Annotated in this window: 34 protein-coding genes; 2 read left to right on the top strand and 32 right to left on the bottom strand. The window is 63.1% G+C overall.

Annotated elements, in window-relative coordinates:
* On the top strand, nt 1–145 hold a 145-nt coding region (locus IVA92_RS19165), incomplete at its 5' end, for a porin (RefSeq protein WP_247279377.1).
* 41 nt (nt 146–186) lie between these two features.
* On the opposite strand, the gene IVA92_RS19160 is transcribed toward IVA92_RS19165, so the two are convergent.
* The gene (locus IVA92_RS19160) at nt 187–564 is read right to left on the bottom strand and encodes a helix-turn-helix domain-containing protein (protein WP_018647266.1); all 378 of its coding nucleotides are present in this window, start codon (nt 562–564) and stop codon (nt 187–189) included.
* Between the two features lie 123 nt (nt 565–687).
* Between IVA92_RS19160 and IVA92_RS19155 the strand changes: the two genes are divergently transcribed.
* The gene (locus IVA92_RS19155) at nt 688–1,701 is read left to right on the top strand and encodes a zinc-binding alcohol dehydrogenase family protein (RefSeq protein WP_247279375.1); all 1,014 of its coding nucleotides are present in this window, start codon (nt 688–690) and stop codon (nt 1,699–1,701) included.
* Nucleotides 1,702–1,751: 50 nt separating this feature from the next.
* Here IVA92_RS19155 and IVA92_RS19150 read toward each other — a convergent pair whose 3' ends face one another.
* The 31 genes from IVA92_RS19150 to fusA form a co-directional block, all read right to left on the bottom strand.
* Nucleotides 1,752–2,048: a DUF1330 domain-containing protein gene (locus IVA92_RS19150; RefSeq protein ID WP_247279376.1), complete on the bottom strand. Its 297-nt coding sequence runs from the start codon at nt 2,046–2,048 to the stop codon at nt 1,752–1,754.
* A 7-nt stretch (nt 2,049–2,055) separates the two neighbouring features.
* The gene (locus IVA92_RS19145; protein ID WP_247279374.1) at nt 2,056–2,844 is read right to left on the bottom strand and encodes an SDR family oxidoreductase; all 789 of its coding nucleotides are present in this window, start codon (nt 2,842–2,844) and stop codon (nt 2,056–2,058) included.
* A gap of 424 nt (nt 2,845–3,268) precedes the next feature.
* Nucleotides 3,269–3,685 carry a 50S ribosomal protein L17 gene (gene rplQ / locus IVA92_RS19140; RefSeq protein WP_247279373.1) on the bottom strand — a complete coding sequence of 139 codons (417 nt, stop codon included), beginning with the start codon at nt 3,683–3,685 and terminating at the stop codon, nt 3,269–3,271.
* 121 nt (nt 3,686–3,806) lie between these two features.
* Entirely contained in the window at nt 3,807–4,838 is a 1,032-nt protein-coding gene (locus IVA92_RS19135; protein WP_247279372.1) for a DNA-directed RNA polymerase subunit alpha, read from the bottom strand.
* A gap of 113 nt (nt 4,839–4,951) precedes the next feature.
* On the bottom strand, nt 4,952–5,341 hold the full coding sequence (gene rpsK, locus IVA92_RS19130) for a 30S ribosomal protein S11 (protein ID WP_007603045.1): 390 nt from the start codon (nt 5,339–5,341) through the stop codon (nt 4,952–4,954).
* A gap of 123 nt (nt 5,342–5,464) precedes the next feature.
* The gene (rpsM, locus tag IVA92_RS19125) at nt 5,465–5,833 is read right to left on the bottom strand and encodes a 30S ribosomal protein S13 (RefSeq protein WP_247279371.1); all 369 of its coding nucleotides are present in this window, start codon (nt 5,831–5,833) and stop codon (nt 5,465–5,467) included.
* Between the two features lie 185 nt (nt 5,834–6,018).
* The gene (locus IVA92_RS19120; RefSeq protein WP_247279370.1) at nt 6,019–6,888 is read right to left on the bottom strand and encodes an adenylate kinase; all 870 of its coding nucleotides are present in this window, start codon (nt 6,886–6,888) and stop codon (nt 6,019–6,021) included.
* A gap of 273 nt (nt 6,889–7,161) precedes the next feature.
* Nucleotides 7,162–8,493: a preprotein translocase subunit SecY gene (secY, locus tag IVA92_RS19115; RefSeq protein ID WP_247279369.1), complete on the bottom strand. Its 1,332-nt coding sequence runs from the start codon at nt 8,491–8,493 to the stop codon at nt 7,162–7,164.
* 272 nt (nt 8,494–8,765) lie between these two features.
* Entirely contained in the window at nt 8,766–9,251 is a 486-nt protein-coding gene (rplO, locus tag IVA92_RS19110) for a 50S ribosomal protein L15 (RefSeq protein WP_247279368.1), read from the bottom strand.
* Between the two features lie 76 nt (nt 9,252–9,327).
* The gene (rpmD, locus tag IVA92_RS19105) at nt 9,328–9,522 is read right to left on the bottom strand and encodes a 50S ribosomal protein L30 (RefSeq protein WP_011088137.1); all 195 of its coding nucleotides are present in this window, start codon (nt 9,520–9,522) and stop codon (nt 9,328–9,330) included.
* A gap of 25 nt (nt 9,523–9,547) precedes the next feature.
* Nucleotides 9,548–10,144 carry a 30S ribosomal protein S5 gene (rpsE, locus tag IVA92_RS19100; RefSeq protein WP_247279367.1) on the bottom strand — a complete coding sequence of 199 codons (597 nt, stop codon included), beginning with the start codon at nt 10,142–10,144 and terminating at the stop codon, nt 9,548–9,550.
* A 47-nt stretch (nt 10,145–10,191) separates the two neighbouring features.
* Nucleotides 10,192–10,554, bottom strand: a complete 363-nt coding sequence (gene rplR / locus IVA92_RS19095; protein ID WP_007603036.1) for a 50S ribosomal protein L18 — start codon at nt 10,552–10,554, stop codon at nt 10,192–10,194.
* 10 nt (nt 10,555–10,564) lie between these two features.
* Nucleotides 10,565–11,098: a 50S ribosomal protein L6 gene (gene rplF / locus IVA92_RS19090; protein ID WP_247279366.1), complete on the bottom strand. Its 534-nt coding sequence runs from the start codon at nt 11,096–11,098 to the stop codon at nt 10,565–10,567.
* 16 nt (nt 11,099–11,114) lie between these two features.
* Nucleotides 11,115–11,513, bottom strand: a complete 399-nt coding sequence (gene rpsH / locus IVA92_RS19085) for a 30S ribosomal protein S8 (protein ID WP_008549240.1) — start codon at nt 11,511–11,513, stop codon at nt 11,115–11,117.
* Nucleotides 11,514–11,527: 14 nt separating this feature from the next.
* Complete coding sequence (gene rpsN, locus IVA92_RS19080; RefSeq protein ID WP_018647251.1) at nt 11,528–11,833, bottom strand: 30S ribosomal protein S14; 306 nt, start codon at nt 11,831–11,833, stop codon at nt 11,528–11,530.
* A gap of 46 nt (nt 11,834–11,879) precedes the next feature.
* Nucleotides 11,880–12,437 carry a 50S ribosomal protein L5 gene (gene rplE, locus IVA92_RS19075; RefSeq protein WP_247279365.1) on the bottom strand — a complete coding sequence of 186 codons (558 nt, stop codon included), beginning with the start codon at nt 12,435–12,437 and terminating at the stop codon, nt 11,880–11,882.
* Complete coding sequence (rplX, locus tag IVA92_RS19070; protein ID WP_011088142.1) at nt 12,430–12,744, bottom strand: 50S ribosomal protein L24; 315 nt, start codon at nt 12,742–12,744, stop codon at nt 12,430–12,432. Before rplX ends, rplE begins: the two co-directional genes overlap by 8 nt.
* Complete coding sequence (gene rplN, locus IVA92_RS19065) at nt 12,744–13,112, bottom strand: 50S ribosomal protein L14 (protein WP_008549246.1); 369 nt, start codon at nt 13,110–13,112, stop codon at nt 12,744–12,746. Before rplN ends, rplX begins: the two co-directional genes overlap by 1 nt.
* Before the next feature lie 83 nt (nt 13,113–13,195).
* Nucleotides 13,196–13,444, bottom strand: coding sequence for a 30S ribosomal protein S17 (rpsQ, locus tag IVA92_RS19060; RefSeq protein WP_008549247.1), 249 nt, complete (start codon nt 13,442–13,444; stop codon nt 13,196–13,198).
* Nucleotides 13,445–13,457: 13 nt separating this feature from the next.
* Complete coding sequence (rpmC, locus tag IVA92_RS19055; protein WP_011088144.1) at nt 13,458–13,664, bottom strand: 50S ribosomal protein L29; 207 nt, start codon at nt 13,662–13,664, stop codon at nt 13,458–13,460.
* Between the two features lie 5 nt (nt 13,665–13,669).
* A complete protein-coding gene (gene rplP, locus IVA92_RS19050) occupies nt 13,670–14,083 on the bottom strand; it encodes a 50S ribosomal protein L16 (RefSeq protein WP_018647247.1) in 414 nt (137 codons plus the stop codon).
* Nucleotides 14,084–14,113: 30 nt separating this feature from the next.
* On the bottom strand, nt 14,114–14,839 hold the full coding sequence (rpsC, locus tag IVA92_RS19045; protein WP_247279364.1) for a 30S ribosomal protein S3: 726 nt from the start codon (nt 14,837–14,839) through the stop codon (nt 14,114–14,116).
* A gap of 17 nt (nt 14,840–14,856) precedes the next feature.
* On the bottom strand, nt 14,857–15,246 hold the full coding sequence (gene rplV / locus IVA92_RS19040) for a 50S ribosomal protein L22 (protein WP_035729589.1): 390 nt from the start codon (nt 15,244–15,246) through the stop codon (nt 14,857–14,859).
* Nucleotides 15,247–15,256: 10 nt separating this feature from the next.
* Nucleotides 15,257–15,535, bottom strand: coding sequence for a 30S ribosomal protein S19 (gene rpsS / locus IVA92_RS19035; RefSeq protein ID WP_008136357.1), 279 nt, complete (start codon nt 15,533–15,535; stop codon nt 15,257–15,259).
* A gap of 12 nt (nt 15,536–15,547) precedes the next feature.
* Nucleotides 15,548–16,381 (bottom strand): 50S ribosomal protein L2, encoded by an 834-nt coding sequence (rplB, locus tag IVA92_RS19030; RefSeq protein ID WP_194467932.1) that lies wholly within the window; start codon nt 16,379–16,381, stop codon nt 15,548–15,550.
* 12 nt (nt 16,382–16,393) lie between these two features.
* Nucleotides 16,394–16,696 (bottom strand): 50S ribosomal protein L23, encoded by a 303-nt coding sequence (locus tag IVA92_RS19025; protein WP_247279363.1) that lies wholly within the window; start codon nt 16,694–16,696, stop codon nt 16,394–16,396.
* Nucleotides 16,693–17,313 (bottom strand): 50S ribosomal protein L4, encoded by a 621-nt coding sequence (gene rplD, locus IVA92_RS19020; RefSeq protein ID WP_018647243.1) that lies wholly within the window; start codon nt 17,311–17,313, stop codon nt 16,693–16,695. Before rplD ends, IVA92_RS19025 begins: the two co-directional genes overlap by 4 nt.
* 1 nt (nt 17,314) lies before the next feature.
* On the bottom strand, nt 17,315–18,028 hold the full coding sequence (gene rplC / locus IVA92_RS19015; RefSeq protein ID WP_247279362.1) for a 50S ribosomal protein L3: 714 nt from the start codon (nt 18,026–18,028) through the stop codon (nt 17,315–17,317).
* Nucleotides 18,029–18,080: 52 nt separating this feature from the next.
* Nucleotides 18,081–18,389 carry a 30S ribosomal protein S10 gene (gene rpsJ, locus IVA92_RS19010; protein WP_002712302.1) on the bottom strand — a complete coding sequence of 103 codons (309 nt, stop codon included), beginning with the start codon at nt 18,387–18,389 and terminating at the stop codon, nt 18,081–18,083.
* 87 nt (nt 18,390–18,476) lie between these two features.
* Nucleotides 18,477–19,667: an elongation factor Tu gene (gene tuf, locus IVA92_RS19005; protein WP_211406468.1), complete on the bottom strand. Its 1,191-nt coding sequence runs from the start codon at nt 19,665–19,667 to the stop codon at nt 18,477–18,479.
* Between the two features lie 40 nt (nt 19,668–19,707).
* Complete coding sequence (gene fusA, locus IVA92_RS19000) at nt 19,708–21,780, bottom strand: elongation factor G (RefSeq protein ID WP_247279361.1); 2,073 nt, start codon at nt 21,778–21,780, stop codon at nt 19,708–19,710.
* Between the last annotated feature and the right edge of the window lie 4 nt (nt 21,781–21,784).

The raw sequence follows: 21,784 nt of genomic DNA, 5'->3' as shown, positions 1-21,784 counted from the left end.
GCTCAACTGGTACGTCAACGGCAACGTCCGCTTCATGCTCGACTACCTGCACGGAACTGTGTCACGGCAGGCCTCGCCGATCTCGACCGCCGATGTCGGCTCGAAGTTCGACGCCGTCGCGATGCGCACACAGTTCGCGTTCTGAGGCAATCTCATCCGGGAGCAGAACGATCCGCTCCCGGATGTTTACGCCGCGCGCTTCGGCTTCTTCACCACGACCGGCGGCGGCGCACAGGACAGCCGCTGCTGGTGGCTCTCGCCCCAGGCCTTCAGGATGTCGATGACTGGCTTGAGGCTCTCGCCGAGTTCGGAGAGGCAATACTCCACGCGCGGCGGCACCTCCGCATAGACCTTCCGAATCACGAGCTTGTCCTCCTCCAGCGCGCGAAGCTGCTTGGTCAGCATGCGCTGGGTGATGCCGGGCATCCGGCGGCGCAATTCGCCGAAGCGCTGGGTGCCGCTCTGGAGGTGGTAGAGGATGACACCCTTCCACTTGCCGTCGATCAGATCCAGCGTCGCCTCGACCGAGCAGCCGGGGCGCCGGGCAAAATTGCGCCGTTTCATGCGTGTTTTCCCGATAGTATCCAAACAGGGACTATATCCCCAAATTTACAGTACTTGCCAAATCGGGGCCAGAGCGACAGTTAGGGCGGCGGGCGAACAGAAGCCATCTGATGGAGACAAGCCATGAAGGCCGTCGGCTACAAGAAATCGCTTCCGATCGAGGACGCGGATTCACTCATTGATTTCGAGACCGCAAAACCCGAGCCCGGAGGGCGCGACATCCGCGTCGCCGTGAAGGCGATTTCGGCCAACCCGGTCGACTACAAGGTGCGCAAGCGCGCCACCCCGTCCGAGGGCGAGATCAAGATCCTCGGCTATGACGCGGCGGGCGTCGTCGATGCCATCGGTCCCGACGTCACGCTGTTCAAGCCAGGTGATGAAGTGTTTTACGCTGGTTCTATTCTGCGTCAGGGCACCAACTCGGAATACCACCTGGTTGAGGAGCGCATCGTCGGCAACAAGCCGAAGAGCCTGTCGTTCGCGCAAGCGGCCGCCCTTCCCCTCACCTCCATCACCGCATGGGAGCTTCTGTTCGACCGTCTCGGCGCAGTACCCGGCAAGAGCGTCGATCCGCGCACACTGCTGATCACTGGTGGCGCCGGTGGCGTCGGCTCGATTCTGATCCAGCTCGCCCGCCGCCTCACTGGCCTCACGGTGCTCGCGACCGCGACGCGGCCGGAGTCGCAAAAATGGTGCCTCGATCTCGGCGCCCATGCGGTGATCGACCACGGCAAGCCGATGAAGGAGCAGATCGAGAGCTTGAGGCTGCCGCCGGTCGCGTTGGTCGCAAGCCTCACCTTCACTGACCAGCACTACAAGGCGATCGCTGAGTTCATGGCACCGCAGGGCAAGTTCGGCCTGATCGACGATCCGCAGGAATTCGCCATGAGCACATTCAAGGGCAAGGCGATCTCGGTGCACTGGGAGTCGATGTTCACGCGTTCCTCGTTCCAGACCCCCGACATGATCGCGCAGCATCATCTGCTCAATGACGTCGCCGACCTCATCGACAAGGGCGTGTTGCGCACCACGCTCGACCAGACCTTCGGCACCATCAATGCGGCCAACCTCAAGCGCGCGCACGCGCTGCTCGAAAGCGGCAAGTCACGCGGCAAGATCGTGCTGGAGGGGTGGTAGCGGCTCCGGCGTCGGTGCGTAGGGTGGGTTAGCCGAAGGCGTAACCCACCCTACGTTTCCGCCACGCCTTCGACGAACATCAGCCGCCGCTCCAGCGCCGTCTGCCGCACTCTTAGCGCTTCGGCATATTCCGTTGAAGCGTACCATTCCTTCAGCCTCGCCATCGACGGAAATTCGACGATGACGATAGCCTTCGGTGGAAGATTACCTTCGGCCAGTTCAGCCTTGCCGCCGCGGACCAGATAACGCCCGCCGTATTGCGCAATCGTCTTCGCGGCCAGCGTACGATAGGCTTCAAATTCATCGGGATCGCGCATCTCGACTTCGGAAATCACATAGGCTGTCATGCCGGCCTCACGCAATGGTGTTGACGATGCCGCCTTCCGCCCGCAACGCCGCACCGTTGGTCGCGGATGCTTCCTTGGACGCGACATAGACCACCATGTTGGCGATCTCGTCGACGCTGGCGAAGCGTTGCAGCAGCGAACTCGGGCGATGCTGCCTGACAAAATTGGCGGCGGCCTCTTCCACCGACTGTCCGTTCTGCCCAGCGAGATCCTTAACGAAGGTCTCGACGCCCTCGGACATGGTCGGGCCGGGCAGCACGGAATTAACTGTGACGCCGGTGCCGCGAGTGAGCTGCGCGAGGCCCCGCGCGACCGAGAGCTGGGCCGTCTTACTCATGCCGTAGTGAATCATCTCGACGGGAATGTTGAGTCCGGACTCCGAGGAGATGAAGACGATGCGGCCCCAATTGCGCTTCAACATGCCTTTCATATACGCCCGCGACAGACGGACGCCGCTCATCACGTTGACTTCGAAGAAGCGACTCCAGTCCTCGTCGGGAATCTCGAAAAACTCCTTCGGCTCGAAGATGCCGGCATTGTTGATGAGGATGTCGATCTCGGGAAGCGCCGCCACGAGCGCCTCGCAGCCTGCCGCCGTTGAGACGTCGGCGGCGATGCCACGGATCTTGGCGCCGGTCTCTTCCAGCTTGCGGACGGCGGCATCGACCTTGTTCCGGCCGCGGCCGTTGATCACGACGCTGGCGCCCGAAGCGGCAAGGCCCTTGGCGATGGCGCGGCCGATGCCGGCAGTGGAGCCGGTCACCAGCGCGGTTTTTCCCGAAAGGTCGATGTTCATGCGTTATCTCCATTGAGGTTGGTGGAGATATGTGCCCCGCGTGCCATCGCAATCACCGCTCACCGACGCGTGAGTACCAACGGCCACAACACGGGAATCTTAGGGCGCGCAAAGCGAAAGCGTGCCATCATTCAGAGTGCTCGCGAAGCTTTCTGCAGCGTTCGGTGCGAAACGCACGGTCGCCGAATTCTGCAGATCCGGGTCGGGCGTCTTCCAAACTTCGGAAGAGACATCCACATGCACAAGCCACGTTCCGCGGCTATCGTAGGGCTTGCTGCTGATCCTCCGATGGCTTTGATCGAGCTCCTTCGGATTCCCGCTGCTCCAAAAAAGCGAAGCTCCACCCTTCCGGCGCTCGAAGCACGGCACGGAAAAAAAGCGGCGCCCGAGGGCGCCGCTTTCAAATTTCGTACTGCCGAAAGGCTTACGCCGCCTCGGCTTCCTTTTCCTGCACCGGACCAGAATCCTGGCCCTTGGCATCGACGTCGCGATCGACGAACTCGATTACGGCCATCGGGGCGTTGTCGCCGTAGCGGAAGCCGGCCTTGATGATGCGGGTGTAGCCGCCCTGGCGGTCCTTGTAGCGGGTCGCGAGCGTATCGAAGAGCTTCTTGACCATGTCGAGGTCGCGCAGCTCCGCGATCGCCTGGCGGCGCAGCGACAGGCCGCCCTTCTTGCCGAGGGTGACGAGCTTCTCGACGATCGGGCGGAGCTCCTTGGCCTTGGGCAGCGTGGTGACGATCTGCTCGTGCTTGATCAGCGCAGCCGCCATGTTAGCGAACATCGCCTTGCGATGCTCGGCCGTGCGGTTGAGCTTCCGATGAACCTTGCCGTGACGCATGTGTTTATTCCTTACGTATGAACTGCCGCGACGGTTCGTCGGACAAGTTGCTCAGGTGGGCTTCCTGCGTTCGCCCATGAAAATCGTGGCCGGATGTCTCCGGCCACGACGGTGAAGTCGATCAGTAGTGATCCTCGAAGCGCTTGGCGAGCTCGTCGATGTTCTCCGGCGGCCAGCCCGGCACTTCCATGCCGAGGTGCAGCCCCATCTGGGCCAGCACTTCCTTGATCTCGTTCAGCGACTTGCGGCCGAAGTTCGGGGTGCGGAGCATTTCCGCTTCGCTCTTCTGCACGAGATCGCCGATGTAGACGATGTTGTCGTTCTTCAAGCAGTTGGCCGAACGCACCGAGAGCTCGAGCTCGTCCACCTTCTTGAGGAAAGCCGGGTTGAAGGCGAGGTCCGGGATGATCTCCTGGGCAACTTCCTTGCGCGGCTCTTCGAAATTGACGAACACGTTGAGCTGATCCTGGAGGATGCGCGCGGCGTAGGCCACGGAATCATCCGGCGAGATCGCACCGTTGGTCTCGATCGTCATGGTCAGCTTGTCGTAGTCGAGGATCTGACCCTCGCGGGTGTTCTCGACCTTGTAGGAGACCTTGCGGACCGGCGAGTACAGGCTGTCGACCGGGATCAGGCCGATCGGCGCGTCCTCGGGACGGTTGCGCTCGGCGGGCACGTAACCCTTGCCGGTCGAGACCGTGAACTCCATGCGGATCTCCGCACCCTCGTCGAGGGTGCAGATCTGGAGGTCCGGGTTGAGCACGGTGACGTCGCCGACGGTCTGGATATCGCCAGCGGTGACGACGCCCGGGCCCTGCTTCTTCACGACCATGCGCTTGGGGCCCTCGCCCTGCATCTTGATCGAGATGTCCTTGATGTTGAGCACGATGTCGGTGACGTCCTCACGGACGCCAGCGATCGAGGAGAACTCGTGCAGCACGCCGTCGATGTGCACCGACTGCACCGCCGCGCCCTGGAGCGAGGAGAGCAGGATGCGCCGCAGCGCGTTGCCGAGGGTCTGGCCGAAGCCGCGCTCGAGCGGCTCGGCGACGATGGTCGCGAAACGGTTCGAGTCGCTGCCAGGCGTAACCTGGAGCTTGTTCGGTCGAATCAGTTCTTGCCAATTTTTCTGGATCGTCACTGTTTCACCCATACAGGCCAGTCAATTTGAAAAACTCAAATACTGGCGTTGGAGAAAGGCCGCGGATGATTCCCGCGGCTTCGCAAAAAAAACATCGCGAGCGCCGACGCGCTCGCAATTTCGTATTAAACGCGCCGACGCTTCCGGGGACGGCAACCGTTGTGCGGGATCGTGGTCACGTCGCGGATCGAGGTGACGGTGAAGCCCGCGGCCTGGAGCGCGCGGAGCGCCGATTCGCGGCCCGAACCGGGACCGGCCACTTCGACTTCCAGCGTGCGCATACCGTGCTCCTGCGCCTTCTTGGACACGTCCTCGGCTGCAACCTGCGCGGCATACGGGGTCGACTTGCGCGAGCCCTTGAAGCCCATCGTGCCGGCGGAAGACCAGGCAATCGTGTTGCCCTGCGCATCCGTGATGGTGATGGTCGTGTTGTTGAACGACGAGTTCACATGCGCGACGCCGGAGGCGATGTTCTTGCGCTCACGACGGCGAACGCGGGTGGCTTCCTTGCCCATTGAGTCCCTTTCCTGACGATCTCAAACGCCGCCGTAATGCCAGCGGCTACACCTGTGGAACGAAAGGCGCGTGGCGAACGGGTCATCCCCCGTTCACCACACGCCGCGATTGGCTGCGAAAACTTACTTCTTCTTGCCGGCGATGGCCTTCGCCGGGCCCTTGCGCGTGCGCGCGTTGGTATGAGTGCGCTGACCGCGCACCGGCAGACCGCGACGATGACGCAGGCCGCGATAGCAGCCGAGGTCCATCAGACGCTTGATGTTGATACCGACCTCACGACGCAGATCGCCCTCGACGAGATAGTCGCGGTCGATCACTTCGCGGATCTGGAGCACTTCGGCGTCGCTGAGCTGATTGACGCGACGATCCGCGGGGATCTTCACCTTCTCCAGGATCTCACTGGCGATCTTCGGGCCGATGCCATGGATATACTGGAGCGCGATCAGCGCGCGCTTGTTGGTGGGAATGTTCACGCCGGCAATACGGGCCACGGCCTTCTCTCCTATCGCCGATCCTCGTCAGGATCGGGCTTTAAGTGCTTGTGTTCTCGGGCAGGTGTTCACAAACGCGAACACGACGCCCACCCCCGGTCTTCCTGGGGCCCGGCATCGTCTGAAACTATCCGACTTGGATGCGGGGCTTATTAGGGGATTCCGGGGGCGCTCGTCAACCGCTGCTAGCGTTTGGCTCGCTTTTTCGTGACCTTTTTTGCGGCCTTTTTGGCACCCTTCTTGACGGCCTTCTTGGCAGTCTTCCTGGTCGCCTTCTTTGCTGTCTTCCGGGTGGCCTTCCCGGCGCTCTTCAGGGCTTTCTTGGCGGCCTTTTTAGCGGAATTGGCCGCCTTTTTGGCCGTTTTTGCCGGCTTTTTGGCCGCTGTCTTCGCTGTCTTCGCCTTCTTGGCCGGCGCAGCCTTGGCCGCGCTGCGGGCATGCGTCTTGCCGTGGGTCTTGGGCTCGACCGCCCCGAGCGCCAGGAGCTGGCGGTGGATGGCACGGGTGACCTCGTCGATGGCCATCATGCCGTCGATGGTCGAGAGCTTCCGCCGCTCGGAATAGTAGTGAATCAGCGGTTCCGTCTGGCTGCGGTAGCTGGCGAGGCGCTTGGTCAGGACCTCCGGGGTGTCGTCGACCCGGACCTCCTCCCCGCGCTCGCGCATCTGGGCGACGCGGGTCTCGACGCGGTTCAGGAGTGCGCTCTCGTTGACACGCAGCTCGATCACGGCATCGAGCTTGAGATGCTTGCGCTTGAGCAGCTCGTCCAGCGCCTCGGCCTGCGGCACGGTGCGTGGGAAACCGTCGAGGATGAAACCGTTCTTGGCATCCGGCTGGTCGATGCGGTCGGAGATGATTCCGACCACGACCTCGTCGGGCACGAGGCCGCCACTCGCCATGATCTCCTTGGCCTTCAGCCCGACCGGCGTTCCTGCCGCAACGGCCGCGCGCAGCATCTCGCCGGTCGAGAGCTGGACGATGCCATAGCGCTGCACCAGCAGCTGCGCCTGGGTCCCCTTGCCCGACCCCGGCGGTCCCAGAAGTATAATTCTCATCGGCGTACGCCCCCCGGATTGGTGAGCGATACGTCGCGCACCTGTGTTTGAAGATCAAGGACAGTGCAAACCATAATCGGCGCTGCACCGCTACCCACATCATAGGGGAGCGGATGGGCTGTCGCCAAGAAGGGCTTTGAAATCAGTGATTGTGCTGCTGTGAGAACAGCTCTGCCGATATGACCGAATGGCTGCTGCTGCCGTGCAGGCGCCGCGTGTTGCTGGCGGAGCGAATCGGCGGCGCAATCGCGCCGCCTTCGGGGGACGCTGCGCTTAGCGGCGGCGGCCGCGCAGCTTCGACTTGCGGATCAGGCCTTCGTACTGATGCGCCAGCAGATAGCCCTGCACCTGCGCCACGGTGTCCATGGTGACGCTGACGACGATCAGCAGCGAGGTGCCGCCGAAGTAGAACGGCACCGAGGCGTAGGAGATCAGGATCTCCGGAATCAAGCAGACGATCGCCAGATAAATCGCGCCGAGCACGGTGATGCGTGACAGCACGTAGTCGATATATTCGGCGGTGCGCTCGCCGGGACGGATGCCCGGAATGAAGCCGCCGTGCTTCTTCAGATTGTCCGCGGTCTCGGTCGGGTTGAACACGATCGCGGTGTAGAAGAAGGCGAAGAAAACGATCAGCGCCAGATACATGATCAGGAACAGCGGACGGCCGTGGCCGAGCTGGGTGGTGATCCACTGGAACCATTCCGGTCCGCTGCCGGCGTTGAAGTTCGCCACCGTGGTCGGCAGCAGCAGCAGCGAGGACGCGAAGATCGGCGGGATCACGCCCGAGGTGTTGAGCTTGAGCGGCAGATGTGAGGACTGGCCCTCGAACATCTTGTTGCCGACCTGACGCTTCGGATACTGGATCAGCAGGCGGCGCTGCGCGCGCTCCATGAACACGATGAAGGCGATCACGGCGACCGCCATGATGATGACGACCAGGATCAGACCGGTCGACATCGCACCCTGACGGCCGAGCTCGAGCATATTGGCGAGCGCCGCGGGCAGCTCGGCGACGATGCCGGCGAGAATGATCAGCGAGATGCCGTTGCCGATGCCGCGCGAGGTGATCTGCTCGCCGAGCCACATCAGGAACATGGTGCCGCCGGTCAGTGTGATCGCCGTGGACAGGCGGAAGAATAGGCCAGGCTCGCTGACGACGTTGCCGGCGCCCTCGAGGCCCACCGCGATGCCGTAGGACTGGAACGCGGCCAGGATGACGGTGAGATAGCGGGTGTACTGGTTCAGCGTCTTGCGGCCGGCCTCGCCTTCCTTCTTCAGCGCCTCAAGCTGCGGTGAGACGGTGGTCAGGAGCTGGATGATGATCGAGGCCGAGATATACGGCATGATGTTCAGGGCGAAGATCGCCATGCGGTGGATGCCACCGCCGGCGAACATGTTGAACATGCCGAGGATGCCGCCCGCCTGGGACCGGAACACCTGCTCCCAGATGTTGGGATCGATGCCGGGCAGCGGGATGTAGGTGCCGAGCCGATAAACGAGCAGCGCACCCAGAGTGAACCAGATGCGCTTCTTCAGTTCGTCGGCCTTGGCGAACGCGCCGAAATTGAGATTGGCTGCCAGTTGTTCCGCTGCAGAGACCATCTTGGACTTTCTCCCGCCGCCTGTTGCGCCGTCATGCCCGCGGCCGGGCTACTCTAAAGCGCGATGAGATCAGGATGCCTCACCGTCGCGCTCTAGATTGTCGTTTTCAGCATGATCTTCTCGGAAAACCGCTTCACACTTTGCGTTAACGCGGTCCTTCGGGTCCCGATCATGCTTTAGCGGACGCCGGACATTATCTGGGGCTCGGCTCCGATAAGTCCATCGTCCCGCATGCGTAAAGGCCCGCGAGGCGCGGGCCAATGACGCAGTTGTTACGCCGCCTCGCCTTCTTCCTTGGCAGGGGCGAGGATCTTCACCGAACCGCCGGCCTTCTCGACCGCCGCGATCGCGGTCTTGGAGGCGCCATGCGCTTCGATGTTGAGCTTGGACTTGAGCTCGCCGCGGCCGAGCAGCCGCAGACCGCCCTTGGCGCGGCGCAGCACGCCGCCCTTCACCAGCGCCTCGACGTTCACGACGCTGCCGGCGTCGATCTTCTTGGCATCGACTGCCTCCTGGAGCCGGTCGAGATTGATCTCGGCGAACTCGACGCGGAAGATGTTGTTGAAGCCGCGCTTGGGCAGACGGCGATGCATGGGCATCTGGCCGCCTTCGAAACCCTTGATGCGCACGCCCGAACGCGCGGTCTGGCCCTTGCCGCCGCGGCCCGACTGCTTGCCCTTGCCCGAACCGATGCCGCGGCCGACGCGCATACGCTTCTTGCGCGAGCCGGCGTTGTCGGCGATATCGCTGAGCTTCATCGCCCTTCTCCTTGTGTCTTGCGCACGATCTTCACCGAAAACCGGGTGCCCGCTTTTCGGGATCCTGCGCCGCTTCTTACTTCTCGTCGACGATGCGGACGAGATGGTGAACCTTCTCGATCATGCCGCGAACGGCCGGGGTATCCGGCAGTTCGCTGGTGCGCCCGATCTTGTTGAGCTTGAGCCCGATCAGCGTCGAGCGCTGCGAGTGATGGCGGCGGATCGCGCTGCCGGTCTGCTCGAGCTTGATCGTCTTTGCGGCCTTGGCCATGGGAGTCTACTCCGAAAAGCTTCCGTTAGTCGGCAGTCGCCTCGGCGTCACCGCCGATACGACGGGACTGGAGGGTGGACACCTTGATGTTGCGGCGGGCAGCAACCGAGCGCGGCGAATCCTGATGCTTCAGCGCGTCGAAGGTGGCGCGAACCATGTTGTACGGGTTCGACGAGCCGATCGACTTCGCCACCACGTCCTGGACGCCGAGCGTCTCGAACACGGCGCGCATCGGGCCACCGGCGATGATGCCGGTGCCGGCCGGGGCGGCACGCAGGTAGACACGGCCCGCGCCATGACGGCCGGCGATGTCGTGATGGAGCGTGCGGCCCTCGCGCAGCGACACGCGAGTCAGGTTGCGCTTGGCGGATTCGGTCGCCTTGCGGATCGCCTCAGGCACTTCGCGCGCCTTGCCGTGACCGAAGCCGGCGCGGCCCTTCTGATCGCCGATCACGACCAGCGCTGCGAAACCGAAGCGCTTGCCGCCCTTGACGACCTTGGCCACGCGGTTGATGTGGACGAGCTTGTCGACGAACTCGCTGTCGCGCTCCTCGCGCTCCCTGCGTTCACGTCCGCCGCCGCGTTGATCGCGTCCACCACGTTGTTCGCGTTCAGCTGCCATGGTTTTTCCAATCCTTCAGAGGCTTGCGCCTCAATCCTCAAATTCTGTTAGAAGCTCAGCCCACTCTCACGCGCGGCGTCGGCAAGAGCCTTGACGCGCCCGTGATAGAGATAGCTGCCGCGATCGAACACGACTTCCTTGACGCCCTTCTCGGCAGCGCGCTCCGCCAGCAGCTTGCCGACCGCCTTCGCCGCATCGATGTCGGCGCCGGTCTTGCCGCCGTCCCGCATCGACTTCTCGAGCGAAGAGGCAGAGGCCAGCGTCTCGCCCTTCAGGTCGTCGATGACCTGGGCGTAGATGTGCTTGGACGAGCGGAACACCGACAGGCGCGGACGGCCACCACCGGAGCGGCGCAGCTTCAGCCGCACACTCCGCTTGCGCCGGGCATTCGTAACCTTGGCTTTCGACATGACGGCTCCGTTACTTCTTCTTGCCTTCCTTGCGGAAGATGAATTCGCCAACATACTTCACGCCTTTGCCCTTATAGGGCTCCGGCGGGCGATAGCCGCGGATCTCGGCTGCGACCTGGCCAACGCGCTGGACGTCGCTGCCGGTCACCGTGATCTCGGTCGGCTTCGGCACGGTGATCGTGATCCCTTCCGGGATCGGATAGATCACGTCGTGGCTGTAACCGAGCGCAAGCTGCAGGTTCTTGCCCTGCATCGCGGCGCGGTAGCCGACGCCGGTGATCTCGAGCTTCTTCTCGAAGCCCTTGGTGACGCCCTCGACGAGGTTCGCGACCTGAGCGCGAGCGGTGCCGTACAGCGCCCGCGCGCGATTGGTCTCGAACCGCGGCTTGACCTTGATCTCGCCGCTCTCGAGCTTCACCTCGACGTCGTCATGGACGACGAACTGAAGCTGGCCCTTCGGCCCCTTCATCTTGACGGTCTGCCCATCAACGGTCGCGGTAACGCCCGACGGAACCGCTACAGGCCTTTTGCCAACACGTGACATGGATCAAAAATCCTTCTCAGAACACCGTGAAGAGGACTTCGCCGCCCACATTCGCGTCGCGCGCGCTGTGGTCGGCCATAATCCCCTTCGGCGTCGACAACACCGAAATGCCGAGTCCGTTGTTGACCCGCGGCAGAGCCTTCACCGAGGCGTAGACACGACGCCCCGGCTTGGAGACCCGTTCGATCTCGCGGATGACGGGCTCGCCGTCGAAATACTTCAGCTCGATCTCGATCTCGCTGCGGCCCGAGGGATGCTCAAGCGTGGCGTAACCGCGGATGTAGCCCTCGGACTTCAGCACCTCGAGCACGTTCTCGCGCATCTTCGAGCCAGGCGTGGAGACCTTGGTCTTGGAGCGCATCTGCGCGTTGCGGATGCGGGTGATCAGATCGCTGATTGGATCGTGCGTAGACATCTAAACGACCCTCCTTACCAGCTCGACTTGACGAGGCCCGGGACCATGCCCTTGGAGCCAAGGTCGCGCAGCGCGATACGGGACAGCTTGTTCTTGCGGTAGTTCGAGCGGGGACGGCCCGACAGCTCGCAACGCAGACGGATGCGGGTCGCCGACGAGTTGCGCGGCATTTCCGCCAGCTTCAACGTCGCAGCGAAGCGCTCTTCCATCGGTAGCTTCTTGTCGGCGATGATCGCCTTCAACCGCTCGCGCTTGGCGGCGGCGTTCTTCACCATCCGCTTGCGCCGGTTGTTCTTCTCGACTGAACTCTTCTTTGCCATGCTTGGCTCCTGGGTATCCGCGTTTGAGAGGCTTTAGCTCAGCGTCTCACTGCCGGAACGGGAAATTGAAAGCGGTCAACAAGGCCCTCGCCTCTTCGTCGGTCTTGGCCGTGGTGCAGACGGTGATGTCCATACCGCGGGCTTCCGTGACCTTGTCGAAGTCGATCTCGGGGAAAATGATGTGCTCCTTGATGCCGAGCGAGTAGTTGCCGCGGCCGTCGAAGCTCTTCGGGTTCAGGCCGCGGAAGTCGCGGACGCGCGGCAGCGCGACCGTCACTAGGCGATCGATGAACTCGTACATGCGCGCCTTGCGCAGCGTGACCTTGCAGCCGATCGGCTGATTCTCACGCAGCTTGAAGGTCGCGATCGCGACGCGCGAATAGGTCACGATCGCCTTCTGGCCGGCGATCTGGGTCAGTTCGGCAGCGGCGGTCTCGGCCTTCTTGCGATCGTTGACGGAATCGCCAACGCCCATATTTAGCACGACCTTATCCAGACGCGGAACCTGCATGACGTTCTCGTAACCGAACTTCTCGGTCAGAGCCGTGCGGATCTTCGCATCATATTCCGCGCGCAGGCGCGGCGTGTAAGCGGCCTCAGCCATCGATCTCAGCTCCCGAGCTCTTGGCGATGCGGACCTTCTTGCCGTCCGCCAGAATCTTGAATCCGACGCGGGTCGGCTTTCCGTCCTTGCCGACATACGCGATGTTGGACAGTTGGATCGGCGCCTCTTTCGAGATGATGCCGCCCTCCTGGGCCTGCGTCTGCTTCTGGTGACGCTTGACCATGTTGATGCCGCGCACGAGCGCGGTCCCGGCGTCGGGGCGCACCTCGAACACCTCGCCGGTCCGGCCCTTGTCGCGACCGGTCAGCACGACGACCTTGTCGCCCTTGCGGATCTTCGCAGCCATCACAGCACCTCCGGCGCGAGCGAAATGATCTTCATGTGGTTCTTGGCGCGCAGCTCGCGCGGCACGGGCCCGAAGATGCGGGTCCCGACCGGCTCGGCCTGGTTGTTGATCAGGACGGCCGCGTTGCGGTCGAAGCGGATCACCGAACCGTCGGCGCGGCGGATGTCCTTGCGGACGCGCACCACGACGGCCTTCATCACGTCGCCCTTCTTCACCTTGCCACGCGGAATGGCTTCCTTGATCGAGACGACGATGATGTCGCCGATCGTGGCGTAGCGGCGCTTGGAGCCTCCGAGCACCTTGATACACATGACACGGCGTGCGCCAGAATTGTCGGCCACGTCGAGGTTGGTCTGCATCTGAATCATTGATGCACCTCGTCCTCTTCTCTTTGCGCCAGCCCAGCCGGCGCTCAACATTTCCCTGAAGTCGGTCGGCTAAAGCCAACAGATCAGGCGCTTTTCTTGTGCTCGCCCCGGATCACGACCCAGCGCTTCAACTTCGAAATCGGCTTCGATTCCTCGATCCACACCACGTCGCCCGGCTTGAACTGGTTGCTCTCGTCGTGCGCGTGATAGTTCTTCGAACGGCGGATCGTCTTCTTGTAGATCGGGTGCGTGAAGCGGCGGTCGACGCGCACCACGATGGTCTTGGCTTGCTTGTCGCTGACGACCACGCCCTGCAGAGTACGTTTCGGCATCTTCGTAAGCCTCTTACTTCTTCTTCGCGCGCGTCTGCGCGGCGACGGTCTTGATCCGGGCGATGTCGCGCCTAGCCTCGCGCAGGCGCGAGGTGTTCTCGAGCTGCCCAGTGGCGCGCTGGAAGCGCAGGTTAAAGCGCTCCTTCTTCAGGTTCAGGATGGCATCATCCTGCTGGTCGGGGCTCATCGCGCGGATGTCTTCGATCTTCATCTGGGCCATGGGCATTACTCCGCAATGCGCTCGACGAAGCGCGTCTTGATCGGCAGCTTGGCGGCCGCCAGGGTCAGCGCCTCGCGCGCGGTCTGGGTGTTGACGCCGTCGATCTCGAACAGCACCCGGCCCGGCTTGACGCGCGCGACCCACAGTTCCGGCGAACCCTTGCCGGAGCCCATGCGGACTTCGGCCGGCTTCTTCGACACCGGAACGTCGGGGAACACGCGGATCCAGACGCGGCCGGCGCGCTTCATGTGGCGGGTCAGCGCGCGGCGGGCGGCTTCGATCTGCCGCGCGGTGACGCGCTCAGGCTCGGTCGCCTTCAAGCCGTACTGGCCGAAGGCCAACGTCGCGCCCGAAGACGCAACGCCGTGGATGCGGCCCTTATGCGCCTTCCGGAACTTCGTTTTCTTAGGTTGCATCATGGCTTTAAGCCCTCAAATTCCTGTGCTGGCTCAGGCTGCAGCCGAATCGCGGCGCTGACGGCCACCACGATCACCACTGCCGCCCGTCTCGCCTTCGGCCATTCTCTTGTCCTGGGCCATCGGATCGTGCTCGAGGATCTCGCCCTTGAAGATCCAGACCTTGACGCCGCACGTGCCGAAGGTTGTGAACGCGGTCGCAACGCCGTAGTCGATGTCGGCGCGCAGCGTGTGCAGCGGCACGCGACCTTCGCGGTACCACTCCATGCGCGCGATTTCCGCACCGCCAAGGCGTCCCGAGCAGTTGATGCGGATGCCTTCCGCGCCGAGACGCATTGCCGATTGCACGGCGCGCTTCATGGCGCGGCGGAACGCCACGCGGCGCTCGAGCTGCTGCGCAATCGACTCGGCCACCAGCGTCGCGTCGAGCTCCGGCTTGCGGATCTCGACGATGTTGATGACGACGTCGGACGAGGTAATGTCCGCGACCTTCTTGCGCAGCTTGTCGATGTCGGCGCCCTTCTTGCCGATCACCACGCCCGGACGGGCCGAGTGGATGGTGACGCGACACTTCTTGTGCGGACGCTCGATCACGATGCGGGCGACGGCGGCCTGCTTGAGTTCCTTGTGCAGGATCTCGCGGATCTTGACGTCCTCGTGCAGCAGCTTGCCGTATTCCTGCTTGCCGGCGAACCAGCGAGAATCCCAGGTCCGGTTGATGCCGAGACGCAGACCGATCGGATTGATCTTTTGACCCATCGTGTTCTCCTGCGCCTTTAAGCGGCTGCTGCTTCGGCTTCGACCTGACGAACGATGATCGTCAGTTGCGAAAATGGTTTGTAGACACGGCCCGAGCGGCCACGGCCGCGGGCGGCGAAGCGCTTCATCACGAGGCCATTGCCGACGAAAGCCTGCGCCACGACGAGATCATCGACGTCGAGGTCGTGATTGTTCTCGGCATTGGCGATAGCCGATTCCAGGCACTTCTTCACATCGACCGCGATCCGCTTGCGCGAAAACTGCAGGTCAGCGAGCGCGGCAGACGCCTTCCGGCCGCGAATGAGCTGGGCGACCAGGTTGAGCTTCTGCGGGCTTACCCGCAGCATCCGGGCGACCGCCTTGGCCTCGTTGTCGGCGAGGCTCCGTTCGCGCTTAGGTTTGCTCATCGTTTAATCCTCAAGCCTTCTTGGCTTTCTTGTCGCCGGAGTGGCCATGGAAGGTCCGGGTCGGCGAGAACTCGCCGAACTTGTGACCGACCATTTCCTCGTTGACGGCCACCGGCACGTGCTTCTGACCGTTGTAGACGCCGAAGGTCAGGCCGACGAACTGCGGCAGGATCGTCGAGCGACGGCTCCAGATCTTGATGACGTCGTGACGGCCGGACGCGCGCGCGGCATCTGCCTTCTTGAGCAGAGAACCCTCGACGAACGGGCCTTTCCAGACTGAACGAACCATGTCCGGCGTTCCTTACTTCTTCCGCTTGTGGCGGCTTAGGAGGATGAATTTGTTGGTCGACTTGTTGGTGCGGGTCTTCTTGCCCTTGGTCGGCTTGCCCCACGGAGTGACCGGGTGGCGACCGCCCGAGGTACGACCTTCACCACCGCCGTGCGGATGGTCGATCGGGTTCATCGCGACACCGCGGTTGTGCGGCCGACGGCCCATCCAACGCTTGCGGCCGGCCTTGCCGATCGAGGTGTTCATGTGATCCGGGTTCGACACGGCGCCGATCGTGCCGCGGCAACGGCCGTGCACGAGGCGCTGCTCGCCCGAGTTCAGGCGGATGATGACGTAGTCTTGGTCGCGACCGACGAGCTGGGCGTAGGTGCCCGCGGAACGGGCGAGCTGGCCGCCCTTGCCGATCTTGACCTCGATGTTGTGGATGATCGTGCCGACCGGCATGTTGCCGAGAGGCATGACGTTGCCCGGCTTCACGTCGACATAGTTGCCGGCGACGATGGTGTCGCCAACGGCCAGGCGTTGCGGCGCCAGGATGTAGGCCTGCTCGCCGTCCTGATACTTGATCAGGGCGATGAATCCGGTGCGGTTCGGATCGTATTCGAGCCGCTCGACCGTCGCGGGCACGTCGATCTTCTCGCGCTTGAAGTCGACGGTGCGCAGCGTCTGCTTGTGACCGCCGCCGCGGAAGCGCACGGTGATGCGGCCGGTGTTGTTGCGACCGCCCGAGGACTTCTTGCCCTCGGTCAGCGCCTTCAGCGGCTTGCCCTTGTAAAGGGCCGAACGATCGACCATGACCAGCTGGCGCTGGCCCGGCGTCGTGGGATTGAATGTCTTCAGTGCCATCGTCGTACGACCTTACAGACCGGTGGTGACGTCGATCCGGTGACCCTCTTCGAGGGTCACGATCGCGCGCTTGGTGTTCGACTGCGAGCCGAGATTGCCGCGGAAGACCTTGGTCTTGCCCTTGCGGACCAGCGTGTTGACGCTCTTGACCTTGACGTCGAACAGCTTCTCGATCGCTTCCTTGATCTGCGGCTTGGTCGCCTTCGCGGCCACCTTGAACAGCACCTTGTTGTGCTCCGAGGCGATCGTCGCCTTTTCGGTCACGACCGGCGACAGGATCACGTCGTAGTGGCGAGGCTCAATGTTCTTCGTCATTTGAAGCGCGCCTCCAGCGCATCGATGGCGGCCTTGGTCAGAACGAGCTTCTGACGGCGCAGGATGTCATAGACGTTGATGCCCTGGATCGGCAGCACGTCCATGTTCGGGATGTTACGCGCGGCCGCGGCAAATCCGTTGTTGAGCTCGGCACCATCGATGATCAGCGCGTTGGTGAGTCCCAGGCCCGAGAAGTGACCGAGCAGCGCCTTGGTCTTGGCGGCTTCCAGCGCGGCCTTCTCGATCACGACGAGATCGCCGTCCTTGGCCTTGGCCGAGAGCGCATGCTTCAACGCGAGCGCGCGGACCTTCTTCGGCAGGTCGGTGGCGTGCGAGCGCACCACCGGGCCGAAGGCACGGCCGCCGCCACGGAACTGCGGCACGCGGGCCGAGCCGTGACGAGCACCGCCGGTGCCCTTCTGCTTGTACATCTTCTTGCCGGTGCGCCAGATCTCGGCGCGGCCCTTGGCCTTGTGCGTGCCGGCCTGGCGCTTGTTGAGCTGCCACTGCACGCAGCGCGCGATGATGTCCTCGCGCGGCTCGAGGCCGAAAATGGCGTCGGAAAGCTGGACCGAGCCGGCTTCCTTACCTTCGAGGGTCGTGACCTTCAATTCCATCTCACGCCTCCTGCGCAGCCGGGGCGACTTCCGCTTCGCCAGCAACCTTGAACTTGCCGGGCTTCGGAGCTTCCTTCGGCAGCGGCTTCTTGACGGCGTCGCGCACGCGGATCCAGCCGCCCTTGGAGCCGGGAACGGCGCCTTCGACGAGGATCAGGCCGCGCTCGACATCGGTCTGGACGACACGAAGATTGAGCGTGGTGATGCGATCGACACCCATGTGGCCGGGCATCTTCTTGTTCTTCCAGGTCTTGCCGGGGTCCTGACGGCCACCGGTCGAACCGATCGAGCGGTGCGAGATCGACACACCGTGCGTGGCGCGCAGACCGCCGAAGTTCCAGCGCTTCATACCGCCGGCAAAACCCTTACCGACGGAGGTGCCGGTCACGTCGACGAACTGGCCGACGACGAAGTGATCGGCCTGGATCTCGGCGCCGACCGGGATCATGGCATCCGCGGTGACGCGGAATTCCTCGACCCGGCGCTTCGGCTCGACCTTGGCGACGGCGAACTGACCGCGCTCGGCCTTGGGCATGTAAACGGTCTTGCGGCTGCCAGAACCGAGCTGGAGCGCGACGTAACCGTTCTTCTCTTCGGTGCGGTGGCCTACGACCTGGCAATTGCCGAGCTTCAGCACGGTCACGGGGATATGTTCGCCGGCCTCCGTGAAGACCCGCGTCATCCCGACCTTTTGTGCGATCACTCCGGAGCGCATCGGCTTGCTTCCTGTTCTTTCTGTCCGCTTGACGCGAACGGGATCCAAAATCTTAGAGCTTGATCTCGACGTCGACACCGGCGGCAAGGTCGAGCTTCATCAAAGCATCGACGGTCTGCGGGGTCGGATCGACGATGTCGAGCAGGCGCTTGTGAGTGCGCATCTCGAACTGTTCGCGGCTCTTCTTGTCGACGTGGGGCGAACGGTTGACGGTGAACTTCTCGATGCGGGTGGGCAGCGGAATGGGTCCGCGGACCTGCGCGCCGGTGCGCTTCGCCGTGTTCACGATCTCACGGGTCGACGTATCGAGGATACGATGGTCGAACGCCTTGAGACGGATACGAATGTTTTGGCCGTTCATTGCCGTGCTTTCTTTGAGTAGAGTGGCGAGTAGCGAGTAGCGAAATAGAACTCCCTATTCGCCACTCACCATTCCCTATTCGCTTGTTTACTCGATGATCGAGGCGACGACGCCGGCACCGACGGTGCGGCCGCCTTCGCGGATCGCGAAGCGGAGCTTCTCTTCCATCGCGATCGGCACGATCAGGTGCACTTCCATCGCGATGTTGTCGCCCGGCATCACCATCTCGGTGCCTTCCGGCAGGTGCACGACACCGGTCACGTCGGTGGTGCGGAAGTAGAACTGCGGACGGTAGTTGGTGAAGAACGGGGTGTGGCGACCGCCCTCTTCCTTGGTGAGGATGTAGGCCTCTGCCTTGAACTTGGTGTGCGGCTTGACCGAACCGGGCTTGGCCAGAACCTGGCCGCGCTCGACGTCCTCGCGCTTGGTGCCGCGGAGCAGCGCGCCGATGTTGTCGCCGGCCTGGCCCTGATCGAGCAGCTTGCGGAACATTTCGACGCCGGTGACGGTGGTCTTCTGGGTCGCGCGCAGACCGACGATCTCGATTTCCTCGCCGACCTTGACGACGCCGCGCTCGACACGGCCGGTCACGACGGTGCCGCGGCCCGAGATCGAGAACACGTCTTCAACCGGCATCAGGAACGGCTGGTCGATCGGACGCTCCGGCTGCGGGATGTACTCGTCGACGTTGCGCATCAGCTCGAGGATGGCGTCGTGGCCGAGCTTCTTGTCGGAATCTTCGAGAGCGGCCAGTGCCGAACCCTTGATGATCGGAATCTTGTCGCCGGGGAATTCGTACTTCGAGAGCAGCTCACGGACTTCGAGTTCGACGAGCTCGAGCAGCTCCGGATCGTCAACCATGTCGCACTTGTTGAGGAACACGACGAGCGCGGGCACGCCGACCTGACGGGCGAGCAGGATGTGCTCGCGGGTCTGCGGCATCGGGCCGTCAGCGGCCGACACGACCAGGATCGCACCGTCCATCTGGGCGGCGCCGGTGATCATGTTCTTGACGTAGTCGGCGTGGCCGGGGCAGTCGACGTGGGCGTAGTGGCGGTTCTTCGTCTCATACTCGACGTGGGCGGTCGAGATGGTGATACCGCGCGCCTTCTCTTCCGGCGCCTTGTCGATCTGGTCGTACGCGGTGAACGTCGCGCCGCCGGTCTCGGCGAGGATCTTGGTGATCGCCGCGGTCAGCGACGTCTTGCCATGGTCGACGTGACCGATGGTGCCGATGTTGCAGTGCGGCTTGTTACGTTCAAACTTTGCTTTGGCCATTTGACTCTCCGTTCAATCGTCAGCTTGAGACCGACGACAATCAGGCAAACTTCTTCTGGACTTCTGCCGACACGTTGGCCGGCGCTTCTGCGTAGTGGTCGAACTGCATGGTGAAGGTCGCGCGACCCTGGCTCATCGAGCGCAGATTGTTCACGTAACCGAACATGTTCATGAGCGGCACCATCGCATTGATGACGTTGGCGTTGCCGCGCATGTCCTGACCCTGGATCTGACCGCGCCGGGAGTTCAGGTCGCCGATGACCGAGCCGGTGTAGTCTTCCGGGGTCACCACTTCGACCTTCATGATCGGCTCGAGCAGGACGGACTTGCCCATCTGGAGCGCTTCGCGGAAGCAGGCGCGCGAGGCGATTTCGAAGGCGAGCGCCGACGAGTCGACGTCGTGATACTTGCCGTCGACGAGCGTCACCTTGACGTCGACCACGGGGAAGCCAGCGACCACGCCGGACGACAGCACGCTCTCCAGGCCCTTCTCGACGCCGGGGATGTATTCCTTCGGCACCGCGCCGCCGACGACCTTCGATTCGAACTCGAAGCCCTTGCCGGGCTCGTTCGGCTCGACGATGAACGACACGGCCGCGAACTGGCCGGTACCGCCGGTCTGCTTCTTGTGGGTGTAGCTGTGCTCCACCCGCTTGGTGATGCGCTCACGGAACGCCACCTGCGGCGCACCGATGTTGGCGTCGACCTTGTAGGTGCGCTTGAGGATGTCGACCTTGATGTCGAGATGAAGTTCGCCCATGCCCTTGAGGATGGTTTGGCCGGACTCGTGGTCGGTCGACACGCGGAAGGACGGATCCTCCGCGGCGAGCTTGGCCAGCGCCACGCCCAGCTTCTCCTGGTCGGCCTTGGACTTCGGCTCGATCGCGATCTCGATGACCGGCTCGGGGAATTCCATCTTCTCCAGAATCACCTGCTTGTCGGGATCGCACAGCGTGTCGCCGGTGCGCGCTTCCTTCAGGCCGGCCAGCGCGACGATGTCGCCGGCATAGGCTTCCTTGATGTCCTCGCGGTTGTTCGCATGCATCAACAGCATGCGCCCGATGCGCTCCTTCTTCTCGCGGGTCGAGTTCACGACGCCGGTGCCGCTCTGTAGAACGCCGGAGTAGATGCGGCAGAAGGTGATGGTGCCGACGAACGGGTCGTCCATGATCTTGAACGCGAGCAGCGCCAACGGCTCCTTGTCGTCCGCCTTGCGCACGACTTCGTTGCCCTTGTCGTCGGTGCCCTTGATCGCGGGCACGTCGAGCGGCGACGGCAGATAGTCGACGACGGCGTCGAGCAGCGGCTGCACGCCCTTGTTCTTGAAGGCCGAGCCGCACAGCACGGGATAGAACGCGCCGGTCAGCACCGCCTTGCGGATCAGCCGCTTCAACGTCGCCTCGTCCGGCTCCTTGCCGTCGAGATAAGCGGCCATGGCGTCGTCGTCGAGCTCGACGGCGGCTTCCACCATCTTCTCGCGGTATTCCTTGGCCTGATCGACGAGCTCTTCCGGAATATCGACATAGTCGAACTTCGCGCCGAGCGATTCATCGTTCCAGACGACGCCCCTCATCTTCACGAGGTCGACGAGACCCTTGAAGTTGTTCTCGGCACCGATCGGAAGCTGAATCGCGACGGGCTTGGCGCCGAGGCGATCGACGATGTCAGCCAGGCACTTGAAGAAGTCCGCACCGATCTTGTCCATCTTGTTGGCGAAGACGATGCGCGGAACCTTGTACTTGTCGCCCTGGCGCCAGACCGTCTCGGTCTGGGGCTCGACGCCCTGGTTCGAGTCGAGCACGCAGACGGCGCCGTCGAGCACGCGCAAGCTGCGCTCAACTTCGATGGTGAAGTCGACGTGGCCGGGCGTGTCGATGATGTTCAGGCGCTTGCCGTTCCAGAACGCGGTGGTCGCAGCCGAGGTGATCGTGATGCCACGCTCCTGCTCCTGCTCCATCCAGTCCATCGTCGCGGCACCTTCGTGCACTTCGCCGATCTTGTGGCTCTTGCCGGTGTAATAGAGGATGCGCTCGGTCGTCGTCGTCTTGCCGGCGTCGATATGCGCCATGATACCGAAATTACGGTAGTCCTCGATGGCATGTTGGCGGGGCATGGGT

It is taken from the genome of Bradyrhizobium sp. 154 (assembly GCF_023073875.1).
GTDB lineage: Bacteria > Pseudomonadota > Alphaproteobacteria > Rhizobiales > Xanthobacteraceae > Bradyrhizobium.
The sequence above is the reverse complement of the archived record's forward strand: the minus strand, read 5'-3'. Positions and strand labels throughout refer to the sequence as shown.

Excerpts from the sequence above, each read along its gene's own strand:
- secY (WP_247279369.1), bottom strand. The coding sequence starts at position 8,493 with ATGGTCTCTGCAGCGGAACAACTGGCAGCCAATCTCAATTTCGGCGCG.
- IVA92_RS19155 (WP_247279375.1), top strand. The coding sequence starts at position 688 with ATGAAGGCCGTCGGCTACAAGAAATCGCTTCCGATCGAGGACGCGGAT.
- IVA92_RS19160 (WP_018647266.1), bottom strand. The coding sequence starts at position 564 with ATGAAACGGCGCAATTTTGCCCGGCGCCCCGGCTGCTCGGTCGAGGCG.
- rplC (WP_247279362.1), bottom strand. The coding sequence starts at position 18,028 with ATGCGCTCCGGAGTGATCGCACAAAAGGTCGGGATGACGCGGGTCTTC.
- rpsJ (WP_002712302.1), bottom strand. The coding sequence starts at position 18,389 with ATGAACGGCCAAAACATTCGTATCCGTCTCAAGGCGTTCGACCATCGT.
- tuf (WP_211406468.1), bottom strand. The coding sequence starts at position 19,667 with ATGGCCAAAGCAAAGTTTGAACGTAACAAGCCGCACTGCAACATCGGC.
- rpsQ (WP_008549247.1), bottom strand. The coding sequence starts at position 13,444 with ATGCCGAAACGTACTCTGCAGGGCGTGGTCGTCAGCGACAAGCAAGCC.
- IVA92_RS19145 (WP_247279374.1), bottom strand. The coding sequence starts at position 2,844 with ATGAACATCGACCTTTCGGGAAAAACCGCGCTGGTGACCGGCTCCACT.
- IVA92_RS19025 (WP_247279363.1), bottom strand. The coding sequence starts at position 16,696 with ATGACGAAGAACATTGAGCCTCGCCACTACGACGTGATCCTGTCGCCG.
- rpsC (WP_247279364.1), bottom strand. The coding sequence starts at position 14,839 with ATGGGTCAAAAGATCAATCCGATCGGTCTGCGTCTCGGCATCAACCGG.
- rpsN (WP_018647251.1), bottom strand. The coding sequence starts at position 11,833 with ATGGCAAAGAAGAGTTCAGTCGAGAAGAACAACCGGCGCAAGCGGATG.
- rplR (WP_007603036.1), bottom strand. The coding sequence starts at position 10,554 with ATGTCGAAAGCCAAGGTTACGAATGCCCGGCGCAAGCGGAGTGTGCGG.
- rplD (WP_018647243.1), bottom strand. The coding sequence starts at position 17,313 with ATGGAATTGAAGGTCACGACCCTCGAAGGTAAGGAAGCCGGCTCGGTC.
- rplX (WP_011088142.1), bottom strand. The coding sequence starts at position 12,744 with ATGGCTGCGAAGATCCGCAAGGGCGACAAGGTCGTCGTGCTGACCGGT.
- rpmD (WP_011088137.1), bottom strand. The coding sequence starts at position 9,522 with ATGGCCAAGGCCGCAAAGACGATCAAGCTCGAGCAGACCGGCAGCGCG.
- IVA92_RS19150 (WP_247279376.1), bottom strand. The coding sequence starts at position 2,048 with ATGACAGCCTATGTGATTTCCGAAGTCGAGATGCGCGATCCCGATGAA.
- rpsK (WP_007603045.1), bottom strand. The coding sequence starts at position 5,341 with ATGGGCAAGGAAGCCACCCGCGTTCGCCGTCGTGAGCGCAAGAACATC.
- rplP (WP_018647247.1), bottom strand. The coding sequence starts at position 14,083 with ATGATGCAACCTAAGAAAACGAAGTTCCGGAAGGCGCATAAGGGCCGC.
- rplB (WP_194467932.1), bottom strand. The coding sequence starts at position 16,381 with ATGGCACTGAAGACATTCAATCCCACGACGCCGGGCCAGCGCCAGCTG.
- rpsH (WP_008549240.1), bottom strand. The coding sequence starts at position 11,513 with ATGTCTACGCACGATCCAATCAGCGATCTGATCACCCGCATCCGCAAC.
- IVA92_RS19135 (WP_247279372.1), bottom strand. The coding sequence starts at position 4,838 with ATGGGTGAAACAGTGACGATCCAGAAAAATTGGCAAGAACTGATTCGA.
- rplQ (WP_247279373.1), bottom strand. The coding sequence starts at position 3,685 with ATGCGTCACGGCAAGGTTCATCGGAAGCTCAACCGCACGGCCGAGCAT.
- rpsS (WP_008136357.1), bottom strand. The coding sequence starts at position 15,535 with ATGGTTCGTTCAGTCTGGAAAGGCCCGTTCGTCGAGGGTTCTCTGCTC.
- IVA92_RS19120 (WP_247279370.1), bottom strand. The coding sequence starts at position 6,888 with ATGAGAATTATACTTCTGGGACCGCCGGGGTCGGGCAAGGGGACCCAG.
- rplE (WP_247279365.1), bottom strand. The coding sequence starts at position 12,437 with ATGGCTGAGGCCGCTTACACGCCGCGCCTGCGCGCGGAATATGATGCG.
- rplV (WP_035729589.1), bottom strand. The coding sequence starts at position 15,246 with ATGAGCAAACCTAAGCGCGAACGGAGCCTCGCCGACAACGAGGCCAAG.
- rpmC (WP_011088144.1), bottom strand. The coding sequence starts at position 13,664 with ATGGCCCAGATGAAGATCGAAGACATCCGCGCGATGAGCCCCGACCAG.
- rplN (WP_008549246.1), bottom strand. The coding sequence starts at position 13,112 with ATGATTCAGATGCAGACCAACCTCGACGTGGCCGACAATTCTGGCGCA.
- fusA (WP_247279361.1), bottom strand. The coding sequence starts at position 21,780 with ATGCCCCGCCAACATGCCATCGAGGACTACCGTAATTTCGGTATCATG.
- rpsE (WP_247279367.1), bottom strand. The coding sequence starts at position 10,144 with ATGGCAGCTGAACGCGAACAACGTGGTGGACGCGATCAACGCGGCGGC.
- rplO (WP_247279368.1), bottom strand. The coding sequence starts at position 9,251 with ATGAAGCTCAGCGATATCGCCGACAACGCCGGCTCGCGCAAGAAGCGT.
- rplF (WP_247279366.1), bottom strand. The coding sequence starts at position 11,098 with ATGTCACGTGTTGGCAAAAGGCCTGTAGCGGTTCCGTCGGGCGTTACC.